Annotated in this window: 22 protein-coding genes, 2 tRNA genes and 3 rRNA genes; 14 read left to right on the top strand and 13 right to left on the bottom strand. The window is 64.7% G+C overall.

Features of this window, described 5'->3' with window-relative positions:
- Window positions 1–19: 19 nt before the first annotated feature.
- The 9 genes from ROZ00_00405 to ROZ00_00365 all read left to right on the top strand — a co-directional run bounded on the left by ROZ00_00405 (window position 20) and on the right by ROZ00_00365 (window position 7,700).
- On the top strand, window positions 20–850 hold the full coding sequence (locus ROZ00_00405; protein MDT3734667.1) for an amidohydrolase family protein: 831 nt from the start codon (window positions 20–22) through the stop codon (window positions 848–850).
- Window positions 851–888: 38 nt separating this feature from the next.
- Window positions 889–1,515 (top strand): adenylate/guanylate cyclase domain-containing protein, encoded by a 627-nt coding sequence (locus ROZ00_00400; protein ID MDT3734666.1) that lies wholly within the window; start codon window positions 889–891, stop codon window positions 1,513–1,515.
- Window positions 1,512–2,834, top strand: coding sequence for a cyclic 2,3-diphosphoglycerate synthase (locus ROZ00_00395; GenBank protein MDT3734665.1), 1,323 nt, complete (start codon window positions 1,512–1,514; stop codon window positions 2,832–2,834). Before ROZ00_00400 ends, ROZ00_00395 begins: the two co-directional genes overlap by 4 nt.
- Before the next feature lie 2 nt (window positions 2,835–2,836).
- Window positions 2,837–4,048 carry an APC family permease gene (locus ROZ00_00390; protein ID MDT3734664.1) on the top strand — a complete coding sequence of 404 codons (1,212 nt, stop codon included), beginning with the start codon at window positions 2,837–2,839 and terminating at the stop codon, window positions 4,046–4,048.
- A 21-nt stretch (window positions 4,049–4,069) separates the two neighbouring features.
- Window positions 4,070–5,509: a 2Fe-2S iron-sulfur cluster-binding protein gene (locus ROZ00_00385; GenBank protein MDT3734663.1), complete on the top strand. Its 1,440-nt coding sequence runs from the start codon at window positions 4,070–4,072 to the stop codon at window positions 5,507–5,509.
- Window positions 5,510–5,577: 68 nt separating this feature from the next.
- Window positions 5,578–5,949 (top strand): S24 family peptidase, encoded by a 372-nt coding sequence (locus tag ROZ00_00380; protein MDT3734662.1) that lies wholly within the window; start codon window positions 5,578–5,580, stop codon window positions 5,947–5,949.
- Window positions 5,950–5,964: 15 nt separating this feature from the next.
- Window positions 5,965–6,195: a hypothetical protein gene (locus ROZ00_00375; protein MDT3734661.1), complete on the top strand. Its 231-nt coding sequence runs from the start codon at window positions 5,965–5,967 to the stop codon at window positions 6,193–6,195.
- A 12-nt stretch (window positions 6,196–6,207) separates the two neighbouring features.
- Entirely contained in the window at window positions 6,208–6,651 is a 444-nt protein-coding gene (locus tag ROZ00_00370) for a hypothetical protein (protein ID MDT3734660.1), read from the top strand.
- Entirely contained in the window at window positions 6,648–7,700 is a 1,053-nt protein-coding gene (locus ROZ00_00365) for a hypothetical protein (protein ID MDT3734659.1), read from the top strand. The genes ROZ00_00370 and ROZ00_00365 overlap by 4 nt, the downstream gene beginning before the upstream one ends.
- Window positions 7,701–7,759: 59 nt before the next feature.
- Here the strand turns inward: ROZ00_00365 and ROZ00_00360 are convergent, their stop codons facing one another.
- Complete coding sequence (locus tag ROZ00_00360) at window positions 7,760–8,143, bottom strand: SWIB/MDM2 domain-containing protein (GenBank protein MDT3734658.1); 384 nt, start codon at window positions 8,141–8,143, stop codon at window positions 7,760–7,762.
- Between the two features lie 205 nt (window positions 8,144–8,348).
- Window positions 8,349–9,293 carry an MBL fold metallo-hydrolase gene (locus ROZ00_00355; GenBank protein ID MDT3734657.1) on the bottom strand — a complete coding sequence of 315 codons (945 nt, stop codon included), beginning with the start codon at window positions 9,291–9,293 and terminating at the stop codon, window positions 8,349–8,351.
- 38 nt (window positions 9,294–9,331) lie between these two features.
- Between ROZ00_00355 and ROZ00_00350 the strand changes: the two genes are divergently transcribed.
- Window positions 9,332–10,864 (top strand): alkaline phosphatase D family protein, encoded by a 1,533-nt coding sequence (locus tag ROZ00_00350; protein ID MDT3734656.1) that lies wholly within the window; start codon window positions 9,332–9,334, stop codon window positions 10,862–10,864.
- A gap of 3 nt (window positions 10,865–10,867) precedes the next feature.
- On the opposite strand, the gene ROZ00_00345 is transcribed toward ROZ00_00350, so the two are convergent.
- The 5 genes from ROZ00_00345 to ROZ00_00325 form a co-directional block, all read right to left on the bottom strand.
- On the bottom strand, window positions 10,868–11,863 hold the full coding sequence (locus ROZ00_00345) for an anion permease (GenBank protein ID MDT3734655.1): 996 nt from the start codon (window positions 11,861–11,863) through the stop codon (window positions 10,868–10,870).
- Between the two features lie 33 nt (window positions 11,864–11,896).
- The gene (locus ROZ00_00340) at window positions 11,897–12,523 is read right to left on the bottom strand and encodes a DUF47 family protein (protein MDT3734654.1); all 627 of its coding nucleotides are present in this window, start codon (window positions 12,521–12,523) and stop codon (window positions 11,897–11,899) included.
- Between the two features lie 134 nt (window positions 12,524–12,657).
- Window positions 12,658–13,002 carry an FKBP-type peptidyl-prolyl cis-trans isomerase gene (locus ROZ00_00335; protein ID MDT3734653.1) on the bottom strand — a complete coding sequence of 115 codons (345 nt, stop codon included), beginning with the start codon at window positions 13,000–13,002 and terminating at the stop codon, window positions 12,658–12,660.
- Between the two features lie 22 nt (window positions 13,003–13,024).
- Window positions 13,025–13,585: a peptide-methionine (S)-S-oxide reductase MsrA gene (gene msrA, locus ROZ00_00330; protein ID MDT3734652.1), complete on the bottom strand. Its 561-nt coding sequence runs from the start codon at window positions 13,583–13,585 to the stop codon at window positions 13,025–13,027.
- A complete protein-coding gene (locus ROZ00_00325; protein MDT3734651.1) occupies window positions 13,575–14,576 on the bottom strand; it encodes a class 1 fructose-bisphosphatase in 1,002 nt (333 codons plus the stop codon). The genes msrA and ROZ00_00325 overlap by 11 nt, the downstream gene beginning before the upstream one ends.
- Window positions 14,577–14,660: 84 nt before the next feature.
- On the opposite strand from ROZ00_00325, the gene ROZ00_00320 reads away from it, so the two are divergent.
- From ROZ00_00320 to ROZ00_00305, 4 genes are read left to right on the top strand one after another with little or no spacing between them, the layout of a single operon-like run.
- Window positions 14,661–15,917, top strand: coding sequence for a D-amino acid dehydrogenase (locus ROZ00_00320; GenBank protein MDT3734650.1), 1,257 nt, complete (start codon window positions 14,661–14,663; stop codon window positions 15,915–15,917).
- A gap of 7 nt (window positions 15,918–15,924) precedes the next feature.
- Complete coding sequence (locus ROZ00_00315; GenBank protein ID MDT3734649.1) at window positions 15,925–16,332, top strand: hypothetical protein; 408 nt, start codon at window positions 15,925–15,927, stop codon at window positions 16,330–16,332.
- Between the two features lie 38 nt (window positions 16,333–16,370).
- The gene (locus ROZ00_00310) at window positions 16,371–17,522 is read left to right on the top strand and encodes an MFS transporter (protein MDT3734648.1); all 1,152 of its coding nucleotides are present in this window, start codon (window positions 16,371–16,373) and stop codon (window positions 17,520–17,522) included.
- A gap of 49 nt (window positions 17,523–17,571) precedes the next feature.
- Window positions 17,572–18,798: a DNA polymerase gene (locus tag ROZ00_00305; protein MDT3734647.1), complete on the top strand. Its 1,227-nt coding sequence runs from the start codon at window positions 17,572–17,574 to the stop codon at window positions 18,796–18,798.
- Here the strand turns inward: ROZ00_00305 and ROZ00_00300 are convergent.
- The 6 genes from ROZ00_00300 to ROZ00_00275 form a co-directional block, all read right to left on the bottom strand.
- Window positions 18,795–19,919 carry a zinc-dependent alcohol dehydrogenase family protein gene (locus tag ROZ00_00300; protein MDT3734646.1) on the bottom strand — a complete coding sequence of 375 codons (1,125 nt, stop codon included), beginning with the start codon at window positions 19,917–19,919 and terminating at the stop codon, window positions 18,795–18,797. The two genes, ROZ00_00305 and ROZ00_00300, sit on opposite strands and share 4 nt — an antisense overlap.
- A 97-nt stretch (window positions 19,920–20,016) precedes the next feature.
- Window positions 20,017–20,130, bottom strand: a 5S ribosomal RNA gene (rrf, locus tag ROZ00_00295).
- 107 nt (window positions 20,131–20,237) lie between these two features.
- Window positions 20,238–23,225 (bottom strand): 23S ribosomal RNA (locus ROZ00_00290).
- A 280-nt stretch (window positions 23,226–23,505) separates the two neighbouring features.
- A tRNA-Ala gene (locus ROZ00_00285) sits at window positions 23,506–23,581 on the bottom strand.
- A 13-nt stretch (window positions 23,582–23,594) separates the two neighbouring features.
- Window positions 23,595–23,671 (bottom strand) — tRNA-Ile (locus ROZ00_00280).
- Between the two features lie 72 nt (window positions 23,672–23,743).
- A 16S ribosomal RNA gene (locus ROZ00_00275) occupies window positions 23,744–25,276 on the bottom strand.
- Together the 16S, 23S and 5S rRNA genes with 2 tRNA genes alongside form the textbook arrangement of a ribosomal RNA operon.
- Window positions 25,277–25,327: the final 51 nt, after the last annotated feature.

Below are 25,327 nucleotides of genomic sequence, written 5' to 3'. Positions count from 1 at the left end.
CGCACAGGAGGACCCAGCCATGAAAACCCGCCTTGCCGCCGTCCTGTGGGGACTGACTTTTGCCTGGGGCGCCACGAGCACGCAGGCCGTCGAGCCGCTGCCGCTGTTCGACGCCCACCTGCACTACAACGTCGAGGCGGCGAGCGGGCCCTATCCGCTCGACACCGTGCTCAAGCTCTTCCGCGACAACCGCATCACCGGCATCCTCGCCAACAGCCGCCCCAACGACGGCACGCGCGCCCTCTACGAGGCGAAGCCGAAGGACGTCTGGGTGGTGCCCTTCATCCGCCCCTACATCGTCCAGCCCGACCGCCACACCTGGTTCGCCGACCCGAAGATCTTCGAGCTCATCGAGACCGAGCACAAGCGCGGCTACTACCAGGGCATCGGCGAGTTCCACCTCTTCGGCAACGACGCGAAGACGGAATGGGTGAAGAAGACCGTCGATTTCGCCGTCGCCCACAACCTCTACCTGCACGCCCATTCCGACGACGCGGCGGTGGACATCCTCTTCGCCCACAACCCGAAGGTGAAGATCGTCTGGGCCCACACCGGCTTCTCCACCGGGCCCGAGATGATCGAGAAGTACCTGCAGAAATACCCCAACCTGTGGGGCGAGCTGTCCTACCGCTACGACGTCACCGAGGCCGGCAAGCTCAAGCCCGACTGGCGGCGCCTCTTCGAGCAATACCCCGACCGCTTCATCGTCGGCTCCGACACCTGGGTGACCGAGCGCTGGGGCCAGTACGCCTCGATCATGAACGGCTACCGCGACTGGCTGGCCGAGCTGCCGAAGGACGTCGCCGAGAAGATCGCCTGGCGCAACGCCGAGCGGCTGTTCCGCAAGTAGCCGCTACAATAGCCGCTCCGAACAAGACGGAGCGGAGCATGGCATTCATCTACCGCGTCGCCTCGACGGCGTCGCAGGACCGGCTGGAAAAACTGATCGAGGAGCGCCTGAAGCCGAAGGCCGACCAGGCGCGCGTCGACGAAAAGATCTGGAACCTCTTCGGCGAACGCTGGGCGGTGATGTTCACCGACCTCTCCGGCTTTTCGCGCCGGGTGGCCGACTTCGGCATCATCCACTTCCTGCAGACCATCTACGAATCGAACCGCCTGCTGGTGCCGCTGATCGAGGAGCACAGCGGCATCCTGCTCAAGGTCGAGGGCGACTCCCTGCTGGTGATCTTCCGCGACGTGGACGAGGCCATCGCCTGCGCCATCGCCATGCAGCGCTGCGCGCGGCAGTACAACCGCAAGCGACCGAAGGCCGAGGAGGTGCTGCTGTGCATCGGCCTCGGCTACGGCGACGTGCTGCGCATCGGCGACTCGGATGTCTTCGGCGCCGAGGTGAACGCCGCCAGCAAGCTGGGCGAGGACCACGCCCGCCCCTACGAGATCATGGTCACCGGCGGCGTGAAGCAGGCCGCAAGCGGCGGCACGGGCATCAGGTTCAGCCGCATCAAGGCCGTGCCGCCGGGCGCCGAGGCGGCCTACAAGCTGAAGTACGAATGAGCCGCCGGGTTCTCATACTGGGGGCCGCCGGGCGCGACTTCCACGACTTCAACCTCGTCTACCGCGACGATCCTTCGGTCGAGGTGGTCGCCTTCACCGCCGCGCAGATCCCCGGCATCGCCGGCCGCCGCTATCCGCCGGAGCTGGCCGGCCCGCGCTACCCCGAGGGCATCCCCATCCTGGATGAAGCTGAGCTGGAGACGCTCTGCCGCGAGCGCCGCATCGACGAGGTGGTGTTCGCCTACAGCGACGTGCCGCACGCCCTGGTCATGCACCTCGCCTCGAAGGCGCTGGCGGCCGGCGCCGACTTCACCCTGCTCGGCCCGGCCCGCACGCAGATCAAGGCGAAGGTGCCCGTCATCGCCGTCTCGGCGGTGCGCACCGGCTGCGGCAAGTCGCAGACGGCGCGCTACCTCTCCGCCCTGCTCAAGGCCCGCGGCCGCCGCGTGGCGGTGATCCGCCACCCGATGCCCTACGGCGACCTGGCGCGCCAGGCGGTGCAGCGCTTCGCCGCGCGCGCCGACCTCGACGCCGCCGAATGCACCGTCGAGGAGCGCGAGGAATACGAGCCGCACCTCGCCTGCGGCAACGTCGTCTTCGCCGGCGTCGACTACGCCCGCATCGTCGCCGCGGCGGAAGCGGAAGCCGACCTGATCCTGTGGGACGGCGGCAACAACGACTTCCCCTTCCTGCGGCCGGACCTGCACATCGTGCTGGTCGACCCGCTGCGCCCCGGCCACGAGACGACGCACCACCCGGGCGAGGCGGTGCTGCGCATGGCCGACGTGGCGATCGTCGCCAAGAGCGACGCGGCGGCGCCCGCCGACGTGCGCCGCGTGGCGGAGGCGGCGCATGCGATCAATCCGCGCGCCAGCATCATCCGCGCCGCCTCGCCGGTGCGCCTCGACGACGAGCAATCGGTGCGCGGCCGGCGCGTGCTGGTGGTGGAGGACGGCCCGACGCTGACCCACGGCGGCATGCCCTGGGGCGCGGGGCACCTCGCCGCGCTGCGCGCCGGCGCGGAGATCGTCGACCCGCGGCCCTTCGCCGGGCCGGCCATCCGCGCGATCTACACGCGCTACCCGCATATCGGCGAGGTGCTGCCGGCGACCGGCTATTCCCGCGAGCAGCTCGACGCCCTGCGCCAGACCATCAACGCGACGCCGGCCGACCTGGTCGTCTCCGCCACGCCGATCGACCTGGCCGCGCTGATCCAGGTGCACAAGCCGGTGCTGCGCGCGCGATACGAATTCGCCGAGATGGAAACACCGGGGCTCGCCGGCGCGCTCGACGCCTTCCTCGCCCGGCTGCCGGCGTGACCATGCAGGATCCGGTCGCGCTCCGGCGCACGCTGACCCTGCCGCTGCTCACCTTCTACGGCCTCGGCACCATCCTCGGCGCCGGCATCTACGTCCTCGTCGGCGAGGTGGCGGGCATCGCCGGCATGCACGCGCCGCTGGCCTTCGCCGTCGCCGCGGTGGTGGCCGCGTTCACCGCCTTCTCCTACGCGGAACTCGCGGCGCGCCATCCGGCGAGCGCCGCCGAAGCGGTATATGTGCACGAGGGGTTCGGCCGCGCCTGGCTGACCATGCTGGTCGGGGCGCTGGTGCTGTTCGCCGCGCTGGCCTCGGCGGCGGCGCTCGCCAACGGCTTCGCCGGCTACCTGCGGCTGTTCGTCGCCGTTCCAGCGTGGCTGGCGATCACCATCGCGCTGCTCGCGCTGGGCCTGCTTGCCGCCTGGGGCATCCACGAATCGGCGCGGGCGGCGGCGGCCGCCACGCTGGTCGAGATCGGCGGCCTGCTGCTGGTGGTGGCGGTATCGGGCGAAAGCCTGCTCGCGCTGCCGCAGCGCCTGCCCGAGCTGGCGCCGCCGTTGCAGGCGGGCGCCTGGCCGGGCATCTTCCTTGCCGCCTTCGTCGCCTTCTTCGCCTTCATCGGCTTCGAAGACATGTCCAACGTCGCCGAGGAGGTGGTCGCGCCCGAGCGCACCATGCCGCGCGCCATCCTGTGGGCGCTGGCCATCGCCACCGTGCTCTACCTGCTGGTGTCGCTTGCCGCCGTGCTCACGCTGTCCCGGGCCGAACTGGCCGGCCACGCCGCGCCGCTGGCGCAGATGTACGCCAAGGCCACCGGCCGCGAGCCGGTCTTCATCGGCGTCATCGCCCTCTTCGCCGTCACCAACGGCGCGCTGGTGCTGCTGATCCGCGCCGCGCGCGTGCTGCACGGCATGAGCGCGCGCGGCTGGCTGCCGGCAGCATTCGGACGGGTGCATCCGGTGCGACGCACGCCGATCGCCGCCACCGCCGTCGTCACCGTCGCCACGCTGGCTCTGGCGCTGGCCCTGCCGCTGGTGTCGCTGGCCCGTGCGACCAGCGCCGCCATCCTGGTGGTCTTCGCCCTCATCAACCTGGCGCTGCTGCGCATCCGCCGCCGGACGCCGGCGCCGCCCGGCGTGCGCGTCTGGCCGGCGGCCGTGCCGCTGGCCGGCTTCGTGCTCTCACTGCTGCTGCTCGTCGTCCAGCTGGCCGGGTAGGCTTTTTGCTATCCTGAAAACATGTCCACACTGCTCACCCTGTCGCGGGCGGCGCGGCTGGTCGGCGCCAGCCGGGTCGCGCTGCAGCTGAAGATCCGCAGCGGCGAGCTGCCGTCCTTCGACGGCATGGTTTCCGCCGACGACCTCCTGCGCCTCTATCCGAACCTGAAGCTGGAGGAGGATGGCGGCTTCGAGCAGGTGATGCAGATCAAGGAGCGGGCCTTCGGCCGGCGCGTGCGCGAACGCATGCTGCCGAGCCAGGAAATCCTCTCCCAGCGCCTCTACGAGCAGAGCACGGAACTGGCCGACCTGCGCAGCCACCTGCAGCGCTACCACGCCATGACGGAAGCGCTGCGCGGCCGCATCCGCGAGCAGGAGAACCAGCCCGGCATGGCGGCGCTCGGCGCCTTCCTCGACGGCCGTCTGGCGGAAATCCTCGGTGCCGCCGAGGCGCCGAATGCACTGTCCGTCATGGATGATATGCTCCGCGTCATGTCCGCCCACGTCACCCTGCACCCCAGCCGCCACGAATTCTTCGCGGAAGGCGCCGATACGCTGCTGGAGGCCGCGCTGAAGGCCGGCCTGGCGGTGAACTACGGTTGCAGCAACGGCAACTGCGGCCTGTGCAAGGCGCGCGTCGTCTCCGGCCAGGTGCGGAAGGTGCGGCCGCACGACTACGTGCTGTCCGAGACGGAAAAGAGCCAGGGCTACACCCTGCTCTGCTCCCACGCCGCGGTCTCCGACCTGGTGGTGGAGGCGCTCGAGACCGGCAGCGCCGGCGACATCCCGCAGCAGCAGATCGTGGCGCGCATCAAGGCCAACGAGGCCCTCGGCGAGGATGTGCGCCTGCTGCACCTGCAGACGCCGCGCAACAACCGCCTGCGCTTCCTCGCCGGCCAGAGCGCCACGCTCACCGCCGGCGAGACGCAGGCCCAGCTACCCATCGCCAGCTGCCCCTGCGACGACCGCAACCTGCATTTCCACGTCGTGCGCGACCCGAAGGACGACTTCGCCCGGCAGGTGTTCGAGGTGCTGGGGGCGGGCGATCCGGTCACGGTCTTCGGGCCATGGGGAGACTTCGTGTTGCGCGCGGACTCGCCGAGGCCGATCCTGTTCGTCGCCTCGGAGGCGGGCTTTGCGCCGATCAAGGGCCTCGTCGAGCATGCCCTGTCGCTCGACGCGGCAGAATTGCTGCACCTCTACTGGCACACGGACCGCCCCGGGGGGCATTACCTCCTCAACCTCTGCCGCGCCTGGGCCGACGCCCTCGACAACTTCAGCTACACGACCATGGCCGAGTGCAGCGCACATGACCTCGTCGCCGCCATGGCGAAGGACCACGCCGACCTTGCCGCCTTCGACATCTATCTCGCCGGGCCGGAGGCCTTCGTCGACGGCACGGCAAAGGCCCTTGCCCGGCAGGGTTTCCCCCCGGCGCAGCTGACGGCCGTGGCGACATAAATTCCGCTCGCCGGCGCATCAATGCGTTCTGCTCGCCGCAGAAAACGCGAGCCTTTAAGATTGCCCCCATGTCGCAACGAAAGATCATTCCCGTCATGCCGGCCGCGCCGCATCAGGACGCCGCCCTGGACGCCTGCGAAAGCGCCGAGCCCTTCGCCCTGATGGTGCTGGGCGACAGCATGCTGCCGGAGTTCGCCGAAGGCGAGGTCATCATCGTCGAGCCGGAAGGACTGGCGCGCGACGGCAGCTACGTCGTCGCCCAGCACGACGGCGAACCCATCCTGCGCCAGCTGGTCAACCGGGCGGGAGGCTGGTGGCTGCACCCGCTCAACCCGCGCTACCCGGACGCCGCGCTTGCCGGCCTCGAGGCGGTGCGCGGCGTCGTCATCCAGAAAAGCCGCCCCGGCTCGCGCCGTTCGCGGAAAACCTACGTCGACTGAGAGGCCGAGAACCCCATGCCCTACTACCTCTACAAGGTCTTCGAGACCCCCATCCGCCGCCTGGAAAAGATCGAAGGCCACGACAGCTTCAAGGCGGCCTCCGCCCGCGCCAAGGAACTGCGCCGCGAACTGGCTCTCTCCGAGGGCTGCACCGTGAAGACCATCTTCGCCGACAACGAGCTGCAGGCCGAGGACATGCTCTCCCAGGTGCGCGAGCCGCTGCCCGAGACGGGCGAAGACTACTAAGCCGGATAGCCGGTGGACGAGACCGCCTTCAGGCAGGCTCGCAAGGCAGCGGTCGTGCACCCCTGCCCCTTCGAAAAGGCACTGCTCGCCGGCTGCGGCACCTGTGCCCTGGCGCAGCGCCGGAACATTGCCGAACGGGAGGCCGTCGCCTGCGTCGATGGTGCCGCGCGCGAGGCCTGCGATGCCCTGCTCCGGCTGCTGCGGCGCAACGCGACCTTCGCCCTGCACCTGTCCCATCCGGAAGATCGCCTCACCCACGCCCAGGAGATGAAGGTGCAATGCGGCGGCCTGGAAGGCCTGCAGCGTGCCCTGACGGGGGCAGAGGAGGTCGGTGACGTGAATGCCCTGGTGCAGGCGGCCTGCCGGTCGCGGGGCAGCCTGGAGGACCTGCCGTACTCGGTGATCGTGCAGTCTGTGACGGCCTACCGCACGCGGCGGCGCAGCCGGCAGCCATGAACGCTACCGCCTTCGAAGAACTGAAGCAGGCCGTGCAGGCCAACTGCGACATCGCGGACGCCCGCCACGCCCGCGAGATGACGATGTGCAACTACCTGCTGGCCATGCGCGAGCTGTTCCGCTGGGAGCGCGGCATTCCGCTTACCCGGCCGCTCCCCCACACCGAACTCGGCGGCTGGATCTCCCGGCGGGAGGCGCTCTGGAACGGGCTGGAGGAAGCCGACTTCCGCCCCCTGCCGCTCGGCGACGGCTGCGATCCCTTCGACAATGCCGCCATCAATGCGAGGCTGGCGCCAATGGGCCTGGTCTATTCGGGAGGATTGGGCCGCTGGGGCAAACCGCATTTCTTCCTCGGCGAGCTGGCGCGGCGCGAGACGCGGCACGGGCTCGACGTGCTGGTCTCCGATCGCGAGCATGCGCGCGACCTGTTCGCCCCGCCGGCCGCCCTGCGCGGCGGCATGGTCTTCCTGCGCCTGGATGCGCTGCGGCGCTGGCTGTGGGAGAAGACGGAGATCTGGGGCGTCAAGCAGGCCGAGGGGGCGCTCAAGGCCGCATTGGGAGGCTATGGCTTTGCCGATGACGCCGAGGCCGCCCTGGAACGCATGGCGGCGGCGGAAGGGGAAACGCTGATCCTGCACGAGGTCGGCGAGGGCATGGCGGAGCCGCTGCTCGGCCCGGCCTGGCGCGAGATGCTGGGCGAACTGACGGAACGGCGCGCCGAACTGCTGGCACGCGCCGTGCGCGACAACCTGGCGGACTGCCTGTCCACCCTGCCGGCGCTGATCGAGCGCGGCGCCGAGCCCTCCCTCCATTTCTACTTTGCCAACTTCGAGGGGCTGCGCCGCAGCCTCTTCCCCCGGCTGTGGTCGGCCTACGCCACCTGGCGCAAAACGGGCGACGACGCCGACCTGCGCCTGGCCTGCCGCGACGGGCAGGCGCACTGGCAGGAAGCGGCGCTGCGCCTGCTGGCGGCGTGGCAAAGCGATCCGGCTGGCGCGGGGAGCGTGTTTTCCGACTGGGTGGACGAGCCCGGCCCGCTGACGCTTTAGGGCCGCAAAAAAGAAAACGCCCTCCCTCCGTCTGGAGAGAGGGCGTTCAGGCGAAAAGATTACTTCAGGTGCTTGTTGACCAGCTTGGTCATCTCGAACATCGAGACCTGGCCCTTGCCACCGAAGATGGCCTTCAGCTTCTCGTCCGCATTGATCATGCGGCGGTTGATGGCATCCTGCAGCTTGTTCTTCTTGATGTAGTCCCAGACCTTCTTGGTGATTTCCGTGCGCGGAATCGGCAGGGCGCCCACGACGGCGGCCAGCACGGCGCTGGGGGTCATCGGCTTCATGAAGGCGGGATTGGGCTTGCGCTTGACGGCCGGCTTCTTGGCAGCGGCTTTCTTCTTGGCAGGGGCTTTCTTCGCGGCGGCTTTCTTGGCTGCCGGTTTCTTGGCGGCCGGTTTCTTCGCTGCGGGTTTCTTTGCTTTCTTGGCTGTGGCCATCTTCACCTCCTGAATAGTGATTACACCTGAAAACACCACGAATCTCCTTGCTGCATACAGCAAGAATGGAGCGAAGCATGCTCATGCCGGAAAGATTTGTCAATCATTTTTCAGAGAGAGATGGAAAATTTTTCCCTCTGGTGTTGCGTCCATATCCTCTCGGCGGAAAGACGTGCGGCACGCGTGCACGCCTCTGTCGAGCCCCTCATTCGCGGCTGTCGAGCCACACGCACAGGCCCTGCGCGTTGAGTTCCACGTCGACTGCCATCAGCCCAAGAAGACCGCCTGAAGCCATTTTCCAGCCATGCCGTCGCGCTTCGTCGAGCAGGATTTCAGCGAGGGCGGCCTTGATGAGGGCATGCCGTTCGACGCCCGCATCGCGATGGCGCAGCGCAGCGTCGACATGTGCGTCGATGAGCCGGTGCAGGTCGGCGCCCAGGCGCGGCACATCGCGCACCTGGCCATAGTGGGTCACGTAGATCGCCTCCGGCCGCAGGGCGAGCAGCCGCTCGATGGAGGCATGCATGGCCACCGGGTCGAACTGCACCGGCGTGGTCGTCGGAAAGACGAACTGCCGGCCGTCCATGTCCAGTTCCCGGTAGGAGAGGCCGAACATGTCGCCGGCGAAGACATGGCCGGAGCGGCCGTCCCGGATGCAGACATGGTGGCGGGCATGGCCGGGGGTGTCGAGAAAGGACAGCTGCCGTTCGCCGAGGCGGATCACGGTTGCCTCCGGCGTCTCCAGGATACGCCCGGCGGAAACCGGCAGGATCTCTCCGTACATCCGGCGGGCCTCGGCTTCGCCATAGACGGCGACGGTGCCGGCGACCAGTCGGGCCGGATCGGCCATGTGGCGCGCGCCGCGCGGATGCACCGTGAGCCGGGCATTCGGCAAGGCTCGCATGAGGGCGCCGGCACCGCCGGCATGGTCGAGATGGATGTGGGTGAGGATGACGTAGTCGACCTGCTCCGGCGACAGTCCCTTCGCTTTCAGCGCATCCAGCACGAGGGGCAGGGAAGCGTTGGTGCCGGTGTCGACCAGGGCGGCACGATCGCCTTCGACGATGAGGTGGATGGCAGCCAGCTGCGGCCGGCCGAAGCCGGAGTCGATGGCGCTGATGCCATGTTCGTAGTCGGTGATGTGTGGCATGCTCAAGGCTCTTAGTGCGATGCCGCATTTTAGAACCGATGAGCAGCTTTGACCGTCGCAGTTTCCTGATCGCCGCCACCACCGCACTCGCCGCACCGCGCCTGTGGGCCAGGCCGGCGTTTGCCGTCTATCCCTTCACGCTGGGCATCGCTTCGGGCGCGCCCCTGCCCGACGGCATGGTGCTATGGACGCGGCTGGCGCCCGACCCCCTGAATGGCGGCGGCCTGCCGCCTGCGGCGATCGAGGTGCGCTGGGAGGTCGCCGACGACGAGGCGTTCCGCCGCATCGTGCGCAGCGGCACCGCTCTGGCCGAGCCGCAGCAGGCGCACAGCGTGCACATCGAGGTGTCGGGCCTGGCGCCGGCCCGCTGGTACTGGTACCGCTTCATGTCCGGGAATGCAGTCAGTGCAGCCGGACGCACGCGCACGGCGCCGGCCGCCGGCGCTGCCGTCGACCGTCTGCGCTTCGCCTTCGCTTCCTGCCAGCAGTACGAGCAGGGGTTCTACGCCGCCCATCGCCACATGGCGGCGGAAGACCTGGATCTGGTGGTTTTTCTCGGTGACTACATCTACGAGTCCTCATGGGGGAGCCGCCACGTGCGCAAGCACGAAGGGGGCGAACCCCATACCCTGGAGCAGTACCGCAACCGCTATGCCTGTTACAAGTCCGATGCCGACCTGCAGCGCTGCCACGCCGCCTTCCCCTGGCTGGTCACCTGGGACGACCACGAGGTGGACAACGACTACGCCAACGACCGCCCGGAGGACCTCGACCCGAACTTCCTGGCCCGCCGCGCCGCCGCCTACCAGGCCTACTGGGAGCACATGCCGCTTCGCCACAGCGCCATGCCGAACGGGCCGCACATGCAGCTCTATGGCCGTCACGATTTCGGCGGGCTCGCACGCTTCCATGTGCTCGACGACAGGCAGTACCGTGACCACCAGGTCTGCCCGCGCACCGGCCGCGGCGGCAGCAATGTCATAGACGATTTGAGGTGTCCCTCCCGGCTGGAGCCCGAGCGAACCCTGCTGGGCCGCAGGCAGGAGGATTGGCTGTACGCCGGCTTCTCCGGCTCACGGGCGCGCTGGAACATCGTTGCCCAGCAACTGCTCATGGCGCAGACGGACCGCAAGCCGGGGCCGGAACGGCAATTCTGGAGCGACGGCTGGGACGGCTACCCGGGCGCGCGCGCCCGGCTGCTGCAGGCCATCGCCGAGCGCCGGCCGGCCAACCCGCTGGTGATCGGCGGCGACGTGCATTTCAGCTGCATCACCGATCTGAAGCCGGATTTCGACGACCCGAATGCCCCCGTCGTCGCCACCGAGTTCTGCGGCACCTCGATCACCTCGCAGGGGCCGGCGCAGGCCCGCCTGGATGCCCTGCGGTCGGACAACCCCCATGTTCGCTTCGCCAGCAGCGAAAGGCGCGGCTATGCAGTGCTGGAGCTGACGGAGCGGCGCTGCCTGGCGCAGTTGCGGGCGCTCGACAGCGAGAAAGCCGCCGACTCGCCGATTGCAACCCTCGCCACCTTCGTGGTGGAAGACGGGCGTCCCGGCGCGGAAACGGCCTGAGCGTTACAGATAGGCCTGGCCGATGAACCAGGCGACGGCGGCGACGAAGGCCGAGCACGGAATGGTCAGGACCCAGGCCCAGACGATGTTGCCGGCCAGGCCCCAGCGCACGGCGGAGAGCTTGCGCGAGGAACCGACGCCGACGATGGCGCCGGTGATGGTGTGCGTGGTGGACACCGGGATGCCGGCGAGCGAGGCAATGGTCAGCGTGATCGCGCCGCCCGTCTCGGCGCAGAAGCCGCCCACCGGCTTGAGCTTGGTCAGCCGCTGTCCCATGGTCTTGACGATGCGCCAGCCGCCGAACAGCGTGCCCAGGCCCATCGCCGCATAGCAGGAGAGGATCACCCAATTGGGCGGCCGCGAGGCATCCGCGGACAGATAGCCGCCGGAGATCATCAGCAGCCAGATGATGCCGATCGTCTTCTGCGCATCGTTGGCGCCGTGGCCAAGGCTGTAATAGCCAGCCGAGAACAGCTGCAGGCGACGGAACCAGCGGTCCACCTTGGACGGTGGGGTGCGGAAGAAGATCCACGACACCGCCAGCATCAGCAGGCCGCCCAGGATGAAGCCCAGAGTGGGCGAGACGATGATGAAGATGAGCGTCTTGCTGATGCCGGAGGTCATCAGGCCGCTGGTGCCGACCTTGGCCACGACGGCGCCGATCAACCCGCCGATCAATGCATGGGAGGAGCTGGAGGGTATCCCGTAGTACCAGGTGATGATGTTCCAGAACAGCGCACCCATCAGGGCGCCGAAGATGACGTAGTGGTCGACGATGGTGGGGTCGACGATGCCCTTGCCGACGGTCGCGGCCACCTTGAGCTGGAAGACGAACAGCGCGACGAAGTTGAAGAAGGCGGCAAAGGCAACGGCATGGTGGGGCTTCAGCACGCGGGTCGAAACGACGGTGGCGATGGAGTTCGCGGCATCATGAAACCCGTTCATGAAGTCGAACGCCAGGGCCAGGGCGATGAGGAAGACGAAGACCTCGAAGCTCATGGCGGGCTTGTATGTGCTGGTCTTCTCGGCAACTCAGGAGTTCTCGAGAACAATGCCTTCGATCAGATTGGCGACGTCCTCGCAGCGATCGGTGATGCCCTCCAGCAGCTCGTACACCGAACGCAGCTTGATCACCTGGCGCACGTCCGGCTCGTCGCGGAACAGCTTGGCCATCGCCGAGCGCATGACATGGTCCGCCTCGGACTCGAGGCGGTCGATCTCGTGGGTGACGCCCATGATCACGCGTGCGTTGTCCATATTGGAAAGGAGGCTCACCGCCTCCTTGACCTTTTCCGCACAGGCGACGCAGATGTCGGCCAGCTTTTTGGCTTCCGGTGTGACCGCGCGGATATCGTAAAGGAAGATGGACTGGGCCGAGTCCTCGATGAGGTCGAGGATGTCGTCCATATTGGTGATGAGCTGGTGGATGGCCTCGCGGTCGAGCGGCGTGATGAAGGTCTTGTGCAGCAGTTCGACCGCGGCGTGGGTGATCTTGTCGCCGTTCTTCTCGATGGATTCGATGTTGTAGGCGCGCCGCTCGACGTCGTCGAAGCTGGCCATCAGCTCCGCCAACTCCCGGCTGGCCTGCAGGATATGTTCGGCCAGTTCGACGAAGTGATCGAAGAACTTGCCTTCCTTCGGCATGAAGCTACCAAACATGGTGAACCCTGGATGTCGAGTTTTGTCTTGTCGGCGCGATCGGGTCGATCGCGCCGCCGCACCGTCCGGATCGTGGCAGGTCCGGGACGTGGCGCATTCTACGCGACCCCGCAGCCCCGGTACACACCCGGCCGTCAAAGAATTTCGAGCAGTTCGACCTCGAATACAAGGGTCGCGTTGGGCGGAATCACGCCACCGGCCCCGCGCGCACCGTAGCCGAGCTCGGGGGGAATCGTCAGCTTGCGCACACCCCCCACCCGCATGCCCTGCACCCCCTCGTCCCAGCCGCGGATGACGTAGCCGGCGCCCAGCGGAAATTCGAAGGGCTCGTTGCGATCCTTGCTCGAGTCGAATTTGGTGCCGTCGGTCAGCCAGCCGGTGTAATGCACGGACACGGTCTGGCCGATCGCGGCGGCATCGCCGCTGCCGACGGTGACTTCGTCGTAAATCAGTCCGCTGGGTGTGGTGGTCTGGCTCATGAAACATCCTTTCCGAAAAAAATCATTGGGGCTTGCGCCGGGAGGCGAACAGCTTGCGGAATTTCGCCAGCTTGGGCGCCACGACGAACTGGCAGTAGGGCTGGTGCTCGTGGTTGCGAAAATATTGCTGATGATAATCCTCGGCGGGGAAGAATGTGCCGGCCGGCGCAAGCTCGGTGACCACGGGGGCACCGAAGGTGTTGGCCGCAGCGAATTCGTCCAGCAAGGTCTGTGCCTCGATCTGCTGCCGCGGCGAATGAGTGTAGATCGCCGAACGATACTGCGTGCCGATGTCATTGCCCTGGCGATTGGGCGTGGTCGGGTCGTGGATGGCGAAGAACACTTCGAGAATCTCGCGATAGCCGATCCTGGCGGGATCGAAAGTCAGTCGCACCACCTCGGCGTGCCCGCTCTCGCCCGAGCAGACCTGCCGATAGTCGGGATCCGGCGCATGCCCGCCGGTATAGCCGGAGACGACGTCGGTGACGCCCTCCAGTTCGTCGAACACCGCCTCCAGGCACCAGAAGCAGCCGCCCGCGAGGGTGGCGAATTCCTGCCCGGCGGGCGGTGCGTCAGGCGGCATGATAGCCGGTGACCCGCTCGACTTCGTTCTTCGAGCCGAGGACCACGGCGACGCGCTGGTGCAGCCCGGTCGGCCGGATGTCGAGGATGCGCTCGCGACCGTTGGTGGCGGCGCCGCCCGCCTGTTCGACGATGAAGGCCATCGGGTTGGCCTCGTACATGAGGCGCAGCTTGCCGGCCTTGCCCGGATCCTTGGTGTCGCGCGGATACATGAAGATGCCGCCGCGGGTGAGGATGCGGTGCACGTCGGCTACCATCGAGGCCACCCAGCGCATGTTGAAGTCGCGGCCGCGCGGACCGCTCTTGCCGGCCAGCAGCTCGTCGATATAGCGCTTCACCGGCGGCTCCCAGAAGCGCATGTTGGAGGCATTGATGGCGAATTCGCCGGTGTCCTCCGGAATGCGCATCTCGCTCTGCGTGAGGACAAAGCTGCCGGTCTCCCGGTCCAGCGTGAAGCAGGCCACGCCGTGGCCCAGCGTCAGCACCAGCAGCGTCGAGGGACCATACACCGCATAGCCGGCGCAGACCTGCGCCGTGCCCGGCTGCAGGAAGGCATTGTCGTCGGGTTCGGTCACCCCCTCCGGGCAGCGCAGGACGGAAAAGATGGTGCCGACGGAAATGTTGACGTCGATGTTGCTGGAGCCGTCGAGCGGATCGAACAGCAGCAGGTATTCCCCTCGCGGGAAGCGGTGCGGGATCTGGTGCGGATGGTCCATCTCCTCGGAAGCCATGGCGGCGAGGTGGCCGCCCCACTCGTTGGCCTCGAGCAGGATCTCGTTGGAGATGACGTCGAGTTTCTTCTGCGCTTCGCCCTGCACATTCTCGCTGCCGGCGCCGCCGAGCATGCCGGCCAGTTCGCCCTTGCCGATGGCGATGGAAATGGCCTTGCAGGCGCGCGAGACGACTTCGATGAGCAGGCGCAGGTCGGCGTTGATCCAGTCCTTCTGCCGTTCCAACTCGATGAGATATTGCATGAGGGTGATGCGGCGCATCGACTTCTCTCCTGTTGCCGATTATTCAAGGGTTCAATTATCCGGGTTTCGCCGGGGCTCTGCATCCCTGCGCTAAAATCGGGCATGCACGTCATCGTCCTCGGCGCCGGTCTGGCCGGCGTCACCAGCGCCTGGTACCTTCGCCAAGCCGGCCACGCCGTCACCGTCATCGACCGCCAGCCGGCTGCCGGACTGGAGACGAGTTATGCCAACGGCGGGCAGATCTCCGCCAGCCATCCCGAGCCCTGGGCCAACCCCGGCGCCCCCGCGCAGGTCCTGCGCTGGCTGGGCCGCGAGGATGCGCCGCTGCTGTTCCGTCCGCGCCTGGACTGGGGACAATGGTCCTGGGGGTTACGCTTCCTGCTCGAGTGCCTGCCCGGCCGCACCCGGCGGAACACCGTCGCGATTGCCCGGCTCGCCGTCCACAGCCGCGACTGCCTGCATGCGCTTGTCGCGGATACCGGCATCGAGTATGACCGCCTGCGCAAAGGCATTCTGCATCTCTTTTTCAGCCCACGCGAATTTTCCCAGGCGGACCGACGGGCAAGGTTGCTGCGCGATTTCGGCATGCGCGCCGAGGTGCTCGATGCGCGCGCCTGCCTGGCCGTCGAGCCGGCGCTGTCCAGCTGCCGGGACAGCCTGGCGGGCGGACTGTATGCGCCGGACGACGAAACCGGGGACGCACTGGCCTTCACGCAGCAACTCGCCGAACGGTGCCGCCAAGCTGGCGTGACGTTCCATTTCGAAACTAGCGTCACGTCGCTCATGGCCGGCAGGAACGGCGTGCGCGCAGTAAGGGTCGTGGACGCGGCGGGATCGGCCGGCGAACTCTGCGGCGGCGCCTATCTGATCGCGACTGGAAGCCATAGCGCAGAGCTGGCGCGCGCACTCGGCGAACACCTGCCGATCTACCCCGTCAAGGGCTATTCGGTGACGCTGCCGCTGGCAGCGGACAGCGAGGCGCCATCCGTCAGCATTACCGACGAGTCGCACCGCATCGTCTGCTCGCACCTTGGCAACCGCCTGCGCATCGCCGGCACGGCCGAGCTGACAGGGTTCGATGCGAGCGTCAACGTCAGCCGTTGCGCGGTCATTCTGCGACGGGCGCAGACACTCTTCCCGCAGATCGAGCCGGCCGGCGCCGTGGAATACTGGGCCGGCCTGCGCCCTGCCACGCCGGGCAACGTGCCCATCATCGGCCGCGGCCGGCCGGACAATCTTTTCTACAACACCGGCCACGGCACGCTCGGCTGGACGCTGGCCTGCGGCTCAGGCCAGGCGGTTGCCGACATCATCGGCGGCAGACGCCCGGGAATCGAATTTCCGTTTCACGCTCTATAATTCGACTATGAAGCGTGCACTGCCCCTGATCGCTGTACTGTTCGCCTGCGCTCCGGCTGCTGAGGCGCAGGTTTCCTATTGCAAGGACATCGGCAGCGGCAAGACGTACTGCACGGGCGGTACGGTCATCCATCGCAGCGACGGCACGACGATCATCCAGAACCACGCCCCGACGCAGCCACAAGCAATGCCGACACTGCCCAATCCCCTTTTGCAGGACAACGCACTGCCCACCATGAATGCCCCCTACACCGCAGCCGGCACGCAAAACGCCCTGCCAGTGGCGCCGTCCGCGCCGATCGTCCCTCCCACTGTGCCTGCACAGCAACAGCAGGTTTCGCCCGTGATCGTCGTGCCGCCCGCTGGCGGCGGCCGCATCTGCCACCAGTTCGGCAACACCCTCGTTTGCAATTGATGGCTGGCATGCAGCGGGCCGGAACCGCATGGCCGGCCGTGCTTGCCGCAACCCTGTGCGGCGTGGCCGTTTCCCTGAACGTCGGCAAGCTGCCGATCGTGCTCCCCCAGCTGCGCACGGAATTCGGGCTGTCCCTGACCGCCGCCGGCTGGCTGGCGGCGGCATTCAGCGCGCTCGCCGTGGTGACGGGGGTGTTTGTCGGCATCGTCGCCGATCGCGTCGGCGCAATGCGCTTCTGCCTGTTCGGACTGTCCGCCAGCATCTGCGGCGGCCTGCTCGGGCTGGCCGACCCGTCGGAATTCCTGCTGCTGGTTTCGCGCCTTGTCGAGGGCGTCGGATTCCTGGCGGTGGCGGTCTCCGCGCCGGCCTTGGTCTCGGCAGCGAGCGCGCCGGGGCAGATCCGTCTCACGCTCGGCATCTGGAGCTGTTTCATGCCGGCGGGGGCCAGCCTGTGCGTCCTCCTTGCGCCGCTGCTGGTCGGCGAGGGCAACTGGCGGCCGCTATGGTGGCTGGTGCTGGCCATACTGGCGGCATCGACCGGCGCCGTGCTGTCGCAACGACGGCATTACGTCGGCATCGGCACGCGGCGCCACGAAGGCATGGCCGACATCCGCGGCGCGCTGCAGCAGCCGGTCCCGTGGCTCCTCATGCTGGCCTTCGCGGCCTATGCCCTGCAGTTCTTCGCCGTCGTCATCTGGCTGCCGACCTTCCTGAAGGAACAGCGCGCATTCACGGCGGGCGCGATCGCCCTGCTCACGGCGCTGGTGATTGCCGTCAATGTGCCGGGCAATCTCGCGGGCGGCGCGCTGCTGCATCGCCACGTCAACCGGGGTCGCCTGATCGCGGGCGCCTCCCTGGTGATGGGGCTGGCCGGCTTCGGCATATTCTCTGAAGCATTGCCGGATGCGCTGCGCTACCTGTGCTGCCTGATCCTGACCGGCGTCGGCGGAGCGATTCCCGTGGCGGTGCTGTCCTCTTCCGTGGTGCTGGCCGCCAGGCCGCAGCAGATCGGAACGCTGCAGGGACTCTACCTGCAAGGATCGAATCTCGGCCAGTTCGCAGGCATCCCCCTGATCGCCGCCATCGTCTCCGCGAGCGGCGGGCGCTGGCAATCGGCGCTGCTCGTGACTGCTTCGGCTTCCGTTGCCGGCATCGTGCTGGGACTGCTGATCTCCCGCTCCGGCAAATAGCGCAGCGCATGCGCCGTCCTGCCGGGACTGACTTATACTTTTTTGCGCCATGTCCCTTCGCGCGCTCTACGTCGATTTCAACTCCTATTTCGCCTCCGTCGAGCAGCAGTTGCAGCCCACGCTGCGGGGCAGGCCGATTGCCGTGCTCCCGGTCGTGGCGGAAACCACCTGCTGCATCGCCGCCAGCTACGAAGCCAAGCGCTGCGGTGTTAAAACCGGAACGCTTGTCAGCGACGCCAGGAAACTCTGCCCGGACATTCAATTCGTCGAGGCGCGCCCGGCGGTCTACGTCGAGCTGCACCACAGGCTGGTCGAGGCGGTCGAATCCTGTCTGCATGTAAGCCGGGTACTGTCGATCGACGAAATGGTCTGCCATCTCACGGGCAGCGATCGTCAGCGCGGGCGGGCACTCGCTCTGGCGCAGCAAATCAAGCGTGCCATCGCCGAGCGCGTCGGCAGCGAACTGCGCAGTTCGATCGGTATCGCGCCGAACATGTTCCTCGCCAAGGTCGCCTCGGACATGAAAAAGCCGGACGGGCTCATCGTCCTCGAGGACAAGGATCTGCCGGCTTGCCTCTACGGTCTGGAACTGCGCGACCTTTGCGGCATTGGAAGGGCGATGGAGCAGCGCCTGGTTCGCAACGGCATCCGCACTGTGGGCGAACTATGTGCTGCAAGCAGGGAGGAGCTGCGCCTGGCCTGGGGCAGCATCGAAGGCGAACGTGTCCATGCCCGCCTACGCGGGGAGGAAGTGCCCGATCTTCCCTCGCAGCGCGGCAGCGTCAGCCATTCCCATGTGCTGCCGCCGGAATTGCGAACGCCGCAGGCGGCTTTCTCGGTGCTGCATCGTCTCTTGCAGAAGGCGGCGATGCGCTTGCGAAGCTATGCCAGCGTTGCAGGCGCGATGCAGGTGAAAGTCAAATTCCGCAATGGCAACGGCTGGGAAAAGCAGGCGTTGTTCGATCCTACCAACGACACGCTGAAACTGCTTGAGGCACTGCAGCAGCTATGGCAGGGCTTCCCCGGCAGATACCGGGCACAACCCTTGTCTGTCACCGTCGTTCTGTCGCGCCTCGGCGAGCAGGAGTACCAGGTCCGCTCCCTCTTTGATGCGGGCCGTTCCCATGACCAGTTGAATGCCGTAATCGATTCGCTCAACCTGCGCTACGGCAAGCAGACCTTGTATTTCGGCGGTGCGCACGCAGCGCTGCAGGCTGCGCCCATGCGCATCGCCTTTGGCCACATTCCGGATCTGGACGTTGAGGGGGACGACTAGAATGCGATGACCTGCCGCACCTCCCTGGCGTCCGAAAGCGCGTCGAAAGCCTCGTTGATCTGGTCCAGCTTGATGGTACGCGTGATGAGCTTGTCCACCGGCATCCGTCCCTGGCGATAGAGCTGGATGAACGCCGGAATGTCCCGTCCCGGCACGCAGGTGCCGATGTAGCTGCCCTTGATGGTGCGTGCCTCGGCGACGATGCGGGCGACCGGAAAGCTGAATTGCTGCGAGGGGTGGGTCAGGCTCGTCGTCACCGTACAGCCGCCCCGGCGCGTGGCCTCGAAGGCGTTGCCGAAGCCGTCCAGCGAGGAAGTGGTGTCGATGGCGTGGTCGACGCCGCCCTGGCTCAGCTCGCGCACGGTCGCCACGGCATCTGCGCTTCCGGCGCTGACGCAATCACTGGCGCCGATTGAACGGGCAAGCGCCAGCTTGGCCTCGCTCGGATCGACGGCGATGATGCGGCCAGCACCTGCCGTCACGGCGCCGAGCACTGCGGCAAGGCCCACCCCACCAAGACCGAACACCGCCACAGTCTGGCCCGGCCGTACCCGGGCGGAGTACAGCGCAGTGCCCGCACCGCACATGATCGCGCAGCCAAACAGGCTGGCTTCGACGAAGGGCAGGTCGGCAGGAATTTTCACCAACGATTTCTCCGACACCAAGGCATACTCGGCGAAGGCCGACAGGCCCATGTGGTGATGCACGGCCTGTCCGTCCAGGCACAGGCGCGGCCCGCCGGTGAGAAGACGCCCCTCGCGGTTGGCCTGGGTGCCGCGCGCGCACAGCGACGGCCTGCCCTCGATGCAATGCTCGCATTCGCCGCACTGGGTCAGGAAGATCAAGGCGACGTGATCGCCCGGCTTAACCGAATGCACGCCGGGCCCGGTCTCCTCGACCACACCCGCCGCTTCGTGCCCCGGCACGATGGGCATGGGCCAGGCACGGTCGCCATTTACCACGGAAAGATCGGAATGGCACAGGCTGGCTGCCTTGATGGCGACGACGACCTCCCCCGCGGCGGGCGGAGGCACTTCGACGGTTTCGATGGAAAGCGGGCGGCTTGTCGCGTACGGGCGCGGCAGGCCGGATTGCCTGAGAACGGCGGCCTTGAATTTCATGGCAGGCTCCTCGCTGAAACGGATGCCGGGAGCCTACCACGGCGCAGAAAGCAAAAGGCCCTGGAGATCATCTCTCCAGGGCCTTTCTCTGTAATTAGTCTGACGATGACCTACTTTCTCACGCGTGGTGCGCAATATCATCGGCGCGGAGTCGTTTCACGGCCCTGTTCGGGATGGGAAGGGGTGGGACCGACTTGCTATGGTCGTCAGACTTGACGGGGTGCTCCGCCGTCGGTGACGTCGGAGCGTATTTGGAAGAAGTCAGGGATTGGGATTGTATTTGTGCGCGGTGTTGTCCTGGACCTTGCTTAAGGTTATAGGATCAAGCCGCACGGGCAATTAGTACCGGTTAGCTTAACGCATTACTGCGCTTCCACACCCGGCCTATCAACGTGGTGGTCTTCCACGACCCTTCAGGGAGGTCAAGCCTCCGGGAGATCTCATCTTCAGGCGAGTTTCCCGCTTAGATGCTTTCAGCGGTTATCTCTTCCGCACATAGCTACCCGGCGATGCGACTGGCGTCACAACCGGTACACCAGAGGTGCGTCCACTCCGGTCCTCTCGTACTAGGAGCAGCCCCCGTCAAATCTCCAACGCCCACTGCAGATAGGGACCAAACTGTCTCACGACGTTTTAAACCCAGCTCACGTACCACTTTAAATGGCGAACAGCCATACCCTTGGGACCGGCTACAGCCCCAGGATGTGATGAGCCGACATCGAGGTGCCAAACTCCCCCGTCGATATGAACTCTTGGGAGGAATCAGCCTGTTATCCCCAGAGTACCTTTTATCCGTTGAGCGATGGCCCTTCCATACAGAACCACCGGATCACTATGACCTGCTTTCGCACCTGCTCGACGTGTCAGTCTCGCAGTCAAGCCTTCTTWTGCCATTGCACTATCAGTACGATGTCCGACCGTACCTAGAAGACCTTCGTACTCCTCCGTTACAATTTGGGAGGAGACCGCCCCAGTCAAACTGCCCACCATGCACGGTCCCCGATCCCGATAAGGGACCCAGGTTAGAACCGCAACGACACCAGGCTGGTATTTCAACGWCGCCTCCACGAGAACTAGCGTCCTCGCTTCACAGGCTCCCAGCTATCCTACACAAGTCCCGTCACAGTCCAATGCAAAGCTACAGTAAAGGTTCATGGGGTCTTTCCGTCTAGCCGCGGGGAGATTGCATCTTCACAAACATTTCAACTTCGCTGAGTCTCGGGTGGAGACAGTGTGGCCATCGTTACGCCATTCGTGCGGGTCGGAACTTACCCGACAAGGAATTTCGCTACCTTAGGACCGTTATAGTTACGGCCGCCGTTTACCGGGGCTTCGATCAAGAGCTTGCACCCCATCACTTAACCTTCCGGCACCGGGCAGGCGTCACACCCTATACGTCGGCTTTCGCCTTTGCAGAGTGCTGTGTTTTTATTAAACAGTCGCAGCCACCTATTCACTGCAACCCCATCGGCCTTCGAGAGTGAATCTCTACAACCTACCGGGGCGCACCTTCTCCCGAAGTTACGGTGCTAATTTGCCGAGTTCCTTCTCCTGAGTTCTCTCAAGCGCCTTAGAATCTTCATCCTGCCCACCTGTGTCGGTTTGCGGTACGGTCTTCATGCAACTGAAGCTTAGAGGCTTTTCCTGGAAGCGGGGTCTCAGCAGCTTGGGGTCCCGAAGGACCTTGCGTCATCACGCCTCGGCTAAGCCCAGCGGATTTGCCTACCGGGCACGCCTACACGCTTGAACCGGGACATCCAACACCCGGCCTACCTAACCTTCTCCGTCCCCCCATCGCATTGCATAAAGGTACAGGACTATTAACCTGTTTCCCATCGACTACGCCTTTCGGCCTCGCCTTAGGGGCCGACTCACCCTGCGCCGATGAACGTTGCGCAGGAAACCTTGGGCTTTCGGCGAGCGGGCCTTTCACCCGCTTTATCGCTACTCATGTCAGCATTCGCACTTCCGATACCTCCAGCAGGGTTCACACCCCACCTTCAACGGCCTACGGAACGCTCTCCTACCATATGTGCGTTCCCTTTAATTCACTCCACCCCCGACTCGACTTTGGGGGACGCTTTGTCAGCGCTGCGCGCTGACAGCTTCTCGCTAGGAATGAACTAAAGTGGAACGCACATATCCGCGATTTCGGTGCACAGTTTGAGCCCCGTTACATTTTCCGCGCAGGACGACTCGACCAGTGAGCTATTACGCTTTCTTTAAAGGGTGGCTGCTTCTAAGCCAACCTCCTGGCTGTCTAAGCCTTCCCACCTCGTTTCCCACTTAACTGTGTCTTCGGGACCTTAATCGGCGGTCTGGGTTGTTTCCCTCTCGACAATGGACGTTAGCACCCACTGTCTGTCTGCCGTGCTCGCACTTTCCAGTATTCGGAGTTTGCTATGGCGCGGTAAGTCGCAATGACCCCCACAACCATTACAGTGCTCTACCCCCGGAAGTGATACACGACGCGCTACCTAAATAGCTTTCGGAGAGAACCAGCTATCTCCAGATTTGTTTGGCCTTTCACCCCTACCCACAGCTCATCCCCTACCTTTTCAACGGTAGTGGGTTCGGACCTCCAGCTGGTGTTACCCAACCTTCATCCTGGCCATGGGTAGATCATCTGGTTTCGGGTCTACACCCAGCGACTGAATCGCCCTGTTCGGACTCGCTTTCGCTACGCCTCCCCTATCCGGTTAAGCTCGCCACTGAATGTAAGTCGCTGACCCATTATACAAAAGGTACGCAGTCACCCCATTGCTGAGGCTCCCACTGTTTGTATGCATGCGGTTTCAGGATCTATTTCACTCCCCTCCCGGGGTTCTTTTCGCCTTTCCCTCACGGTACTGGTTCACTATCGGTCGATCACGAGTATTTAGCCTTGGAGGATGGTCCCCCCATCTTCAGACAGGATTTCTCGTGTCCCGCCCTACTTGTCGCACGCTCAGACCCGCCACCTACTTTTCGCATACGGGACTATCACCCTGTATCGTCGGACTTTCCAGACCGTTTTGCTAAGTAAATGGTTTAGTCGTGCAGGCTCATCCCCGTTCGCTCGCCACTACTTGGGGAATCTCGGTTGATTTCTGTTCCTGCGGCTACTTAGATGTTTCAGTTCGCCGCGTTCGCCTCCACAGACCTATGGATTCAGTCTGGGATACTCCCGAAGGAGTGGGTTTCCCCATTCGGACATCGGGGGATCAAAGCTCCATTGCCAGCTCCCCCCCGCTTTTCGCAGGCTTGCACGTCCTTCATCGCCTGTGATCGCCAAGGCATCCACCACATGCACTTAGTCGCTTGATCCTATAACTCTGGACCCTGTTACCAGGGGCCGTGTCATAGACGAACTCACGCTTGTGCCAACCGACCGCCGCTGGTTCAAAGCGCGGCCGATTGAAATGCAATCACACAACCCATGTTCAACATCTGTCTTCACGCGCCGCTGACACAGCGCAACAGATGCTGCACACTTTACTTCTTCCACTTTGTTAAAGAACATTGCCTCWAATCCTGCCAAGGCCTAAGCACTGCRCAACCGCGGCTGCGCACTGCTTAGCCCTTCGACGCTCACCCACCGTGGKACTGGTGGAGGATGACGGGATCGAACCGACGACCCCCTGCTTGCAAAGCAGGTGCTCTCCCAGCTGAGCTAATCCCCCNGCTTGGAMCCGGTGGTGGGTCTGGTTGGGTTCGAACCAACGMCCCCCGCCTTATCAAGACGGTGCTCTAACCAGCTGAGCTACAGACCCTCTCGTCTCGAGGCTCTTTGTCTGAACAACCGATAAGTTGTGGATACTTGGCCGCCGCGACCTGTTCTCTTGAAAGGAGGTGATCCAGCCGCACCTTCCGATACGGCTACCTTGTTACGACTTCACCCCAGTCATGAATCTCACCGTGGTGAGCGCCCTCCCGAAGGTTAAGCTACCCACTTCTGGTGAAACCCACTCCCATGGTGTGACGGGCGGTGTGTACAAGACCCGGGAACGTATTCACCGCAGCATGCTGATCTGCGATTACTAGCGATTCCGACTTCACGTAGTCGAGTTGCAGACTACGATCCGGACTACGATCGGCTTTAAGGGATTAGCTCCACCTCGCGGTTTGGCAACCCTCTGTACCGACCATTGTATGACGTGTGAAGCCCTACCCATAAGGGCCATGAGGACTTGACGTCATCCCCACCTTCCTCCGGTTTGTCACCGGCAGTCTCATTAGAGTGCCCTTGCGTAGCAACTAATGATAAGGGTTGCGCTCGTTGCGGGACTTAACCCAACATCTCACGACACGAGCTGACGACAGCCATGCAGCACCTGTGTTCCGATTCCCTTTCGGGCACTCCCGCATCTCTGCAGGATTCCGGACATGTCAAGGGTAGGTAAGGTTTTTCGCGTTGCATCGAATTAATCCACATCATCCACCGCTTGTGCGGGTCCCCGTCAATTCCTTTGAGTTTTAATCTTGCGACCGTACTCCCCAGGCGGTCAACTTCACGCGTTAGCTTCGTTACTAAGGGATTTCACTCCCCCAACAACCAGTTGACATCGTTTAGGGCGTGGACTACCAGGGTATCTAATCCTGTTTGCTACCCACGCTTTCGTACATGAGCGTCAGTGTTATCCCAGGGGGCTGCCTTCGCCATTGGTGTTCCTCCACATMTCTACGCATTTCACTGCTACACGTGGAATTCCACCCCCCTCTGACACACTCTAGACTRCCAGTTCAAAAYGCCATTCCCAGGTTAAGCCCGGGGMTTTCACRTCTTGCTTAAYAATCCGCCTGCGCACGCTTTACGCCCAGTAATTCCGATTAACGCTCGCACCCTACGTATTACCGCGGCTGCTGGCACGTAGTTAGCCGGTGCTTCTTCTGCCGGTACCGTCATTAGCACGCTATGTTAGAGCGTACCGTTTCGTTCCAGCTGAAAGAGCTTTACAACCCGAAGGCCTTCTTCACTCACGCGGAATGGCTGGATCAGGCTTTCGCCCATTGTCCAAAATTCCCCACTGCTGCCTCCCGTAGGAGTCTGGGCCGTGTCTCAGTCCCAGTGTGGCGGATCATCCTCTCAGACCCGCTACTGATCGTCGCCTTGGTAGGCCTTTACCCTACCAACTAGCTAATCAGACGTCGGCCGCTCGAATAACGCAAGGTCTTGCGATCCCCTGCTTTCCCCCTCGGGGCGTATGCGGTATTAGCGTGACTTTCGCCACGTTATCCCCCATTACTCGGTACGTTCCGACGCATTACTCACCCGTTCGCCACTCGCCACCAGGGTTGCCCCCGTGCTGCCGTTCGACTTGCATGTGTAAAGCATGCCGCCAGCGTTCAATCTGAGCCAGGATCAAACTCTTCAGTTCAATCTCTGCTTAATTACTACAACTCATAAAGAATCACAGAGTCCCAACCTG

Origin of the sequence: Denitratisoma sp. (assembly GCA_032027165.1) — a bacterium.
Classification (GTDB): domain Bacteria; phylum Pseudomonadota; class Gammaproteobacteria; order Burkholderiales; family Rhodocyclaceae; genus Desulfobacillus.
The sequence above is the reverse complement of the archived record's forward strand: the minus strand, read 5'-3'. Positions and strand labels throughout refer to the sequence as shown.

What these genes read in the sequence shown, in the direction of transcription:
- ROZ00_00405 (MDT3734667.1), top strand. Translation starts at nt 20, where the DNA reads ATGAAAACCCGCCTTGCCGCCGTCCTGTGGGGACTGACTTTTGCCTGG.
- ROZ00_00400 (MDT3734666.1), top strand. Translation starts at nt 889, where the DNA reads ATGGCATTCATCTACCGCGTCGCCTCGACGGCGTCGCAGGACCGGCTG.
- ROZ00_00395 (MDT3734665.1), top strand. Translation starts at nt 1,512, where the DNA reads ATGAGCCGCCGGGTTCTCATACTGGGGGCCGCCGGGCGCGACTTCCAC.
- ROZ00_00390 (MDT3734664.1), top strand. Translation starts at nt 2,837, where the DNA reads ATGCAGGATCCGGTCGCGCTCCGGCGCACGCTGACCCTGCCGCTGCTC.
- ROZ00_00385 (MDT3734663.1), top strand. Translation starts at nt 4,070, where the DNA reads ATGTCCACACTGCTCACCCTGTCGCGGGCGGCGCGGCTGGTCGGCGCC.
- ROZ00_00380 (MDT3734662.1), top strand. Translation starts at nt 5,578, where the DNA reads ATGTCGCAACGAAAGATCATTCCCGTCATGCCGGCCGCGCCGCATCAG.
- ROZ00_00375 (MDT3734661.1), top strand. Translation starts at nt 5,965, where the DNA reads ATGCCCTACTACCTCTACAAGGTCTTCGAGACCCCCATCCGCCGCCTG.
- ROZ00_00365 (MDT3734659.1), top strand. Translation starts at nt 6,648, where the DNA reads ATGAACGCTACCGCCTTCGAAGAACTGAAGCAGGCCGTGCAGGCCAAC.
- ROZ00_00360 (MDT3734658.1), bottom strand. Translation starts at nt 8,143, where the DNA reads ATGGCCACAGCCAAGAAAGCAAAGAAACCCGCAGCGAAGAAACCGGCC.
- ROZ00_00355 (MDT3734657.1), bottom strand. Translation starts at nt 9,293, where the DNA reads ATGCCACACATCACCGACTACGAACATGGCATCAGCGCCATCGACTCC.
- ROZ00_00350 (MDT3734656.1), top strand. Translation starts at nt 9,332, where the DNA reads ATGAGCAGCTTTGACCGTCGCAGTTTCCTGATCGCCGCCACCACCGCA.
- ROZ00_00345 (MDT3734655.1), bottom strand. Translation starts at nt 11,863, where the DNA reads ATGAGCTTCGAGGTCTTCGTCTTCCTCATCGCCCTGGCCCTGGCGTTC.
- ROZ00_00340 (MDT3734654.1), bottom strand. Translation starts at nt 12,523, where the DNA reads ATGTTTGGTAGCTTCATGCCGAAGGAAGGCAAGTTCTTCGATCACTTC.
- ROZ00_00335 (MDT3734653.1), bottom strand. Translation starts at nt 13,002, where the DNA reads ATGAGCCAGACCACCACACCCAGCGGACTGATTTACGACGAAGTCACC.
- msrA (MDT3734652.1), bottom strand. Translation starts at nt 13,585, where the DNA reads ATGCCGCCTGACGCACCGCCCGCCGGGCAGGAATTCGCCACCCTCGCG.
- ROZ00_00325 (MDT3734651.1), bottom strand. Translation starts at nt 14,576, where the DNA reads ATGCGCCGCATCACCCTCATGCAATATCTCATCGAGTTGGAACGGCAG.
- ROZ00_00320 (MDT3734650.1), top strand. Translation starts at nt 14,661, where the DNA reads ATGCACGTCATCGTCCTCGGCGCCGGTCTGGCCGGCGTCACCAGCGCC.
- ROZ00_00315 (MDT3734649.1), top strand. Translation starts at nt 15,925, where the DNA reads ATGAAGCGTGCACTGCCCCTGATCGCTGTACTGTTCGCCTGCGCTCCG.
- ROZ00_00305 (MDT3734647.1), top strand. Translation starts at nt 17,572, where the DNA reads ATGTCCCTTCGCGCGCTCTACGTCGATTTCAACTCCTATTTCGCCTCC.
- ROZ00_00300 (MDT3734646.1), bottom strand. Translation starts at nt 19,919, where the DNA reads ATGAAATTCAAGGCCGCCGTTCTCAGGCAATCCGGCCTGCCGCGCCCG.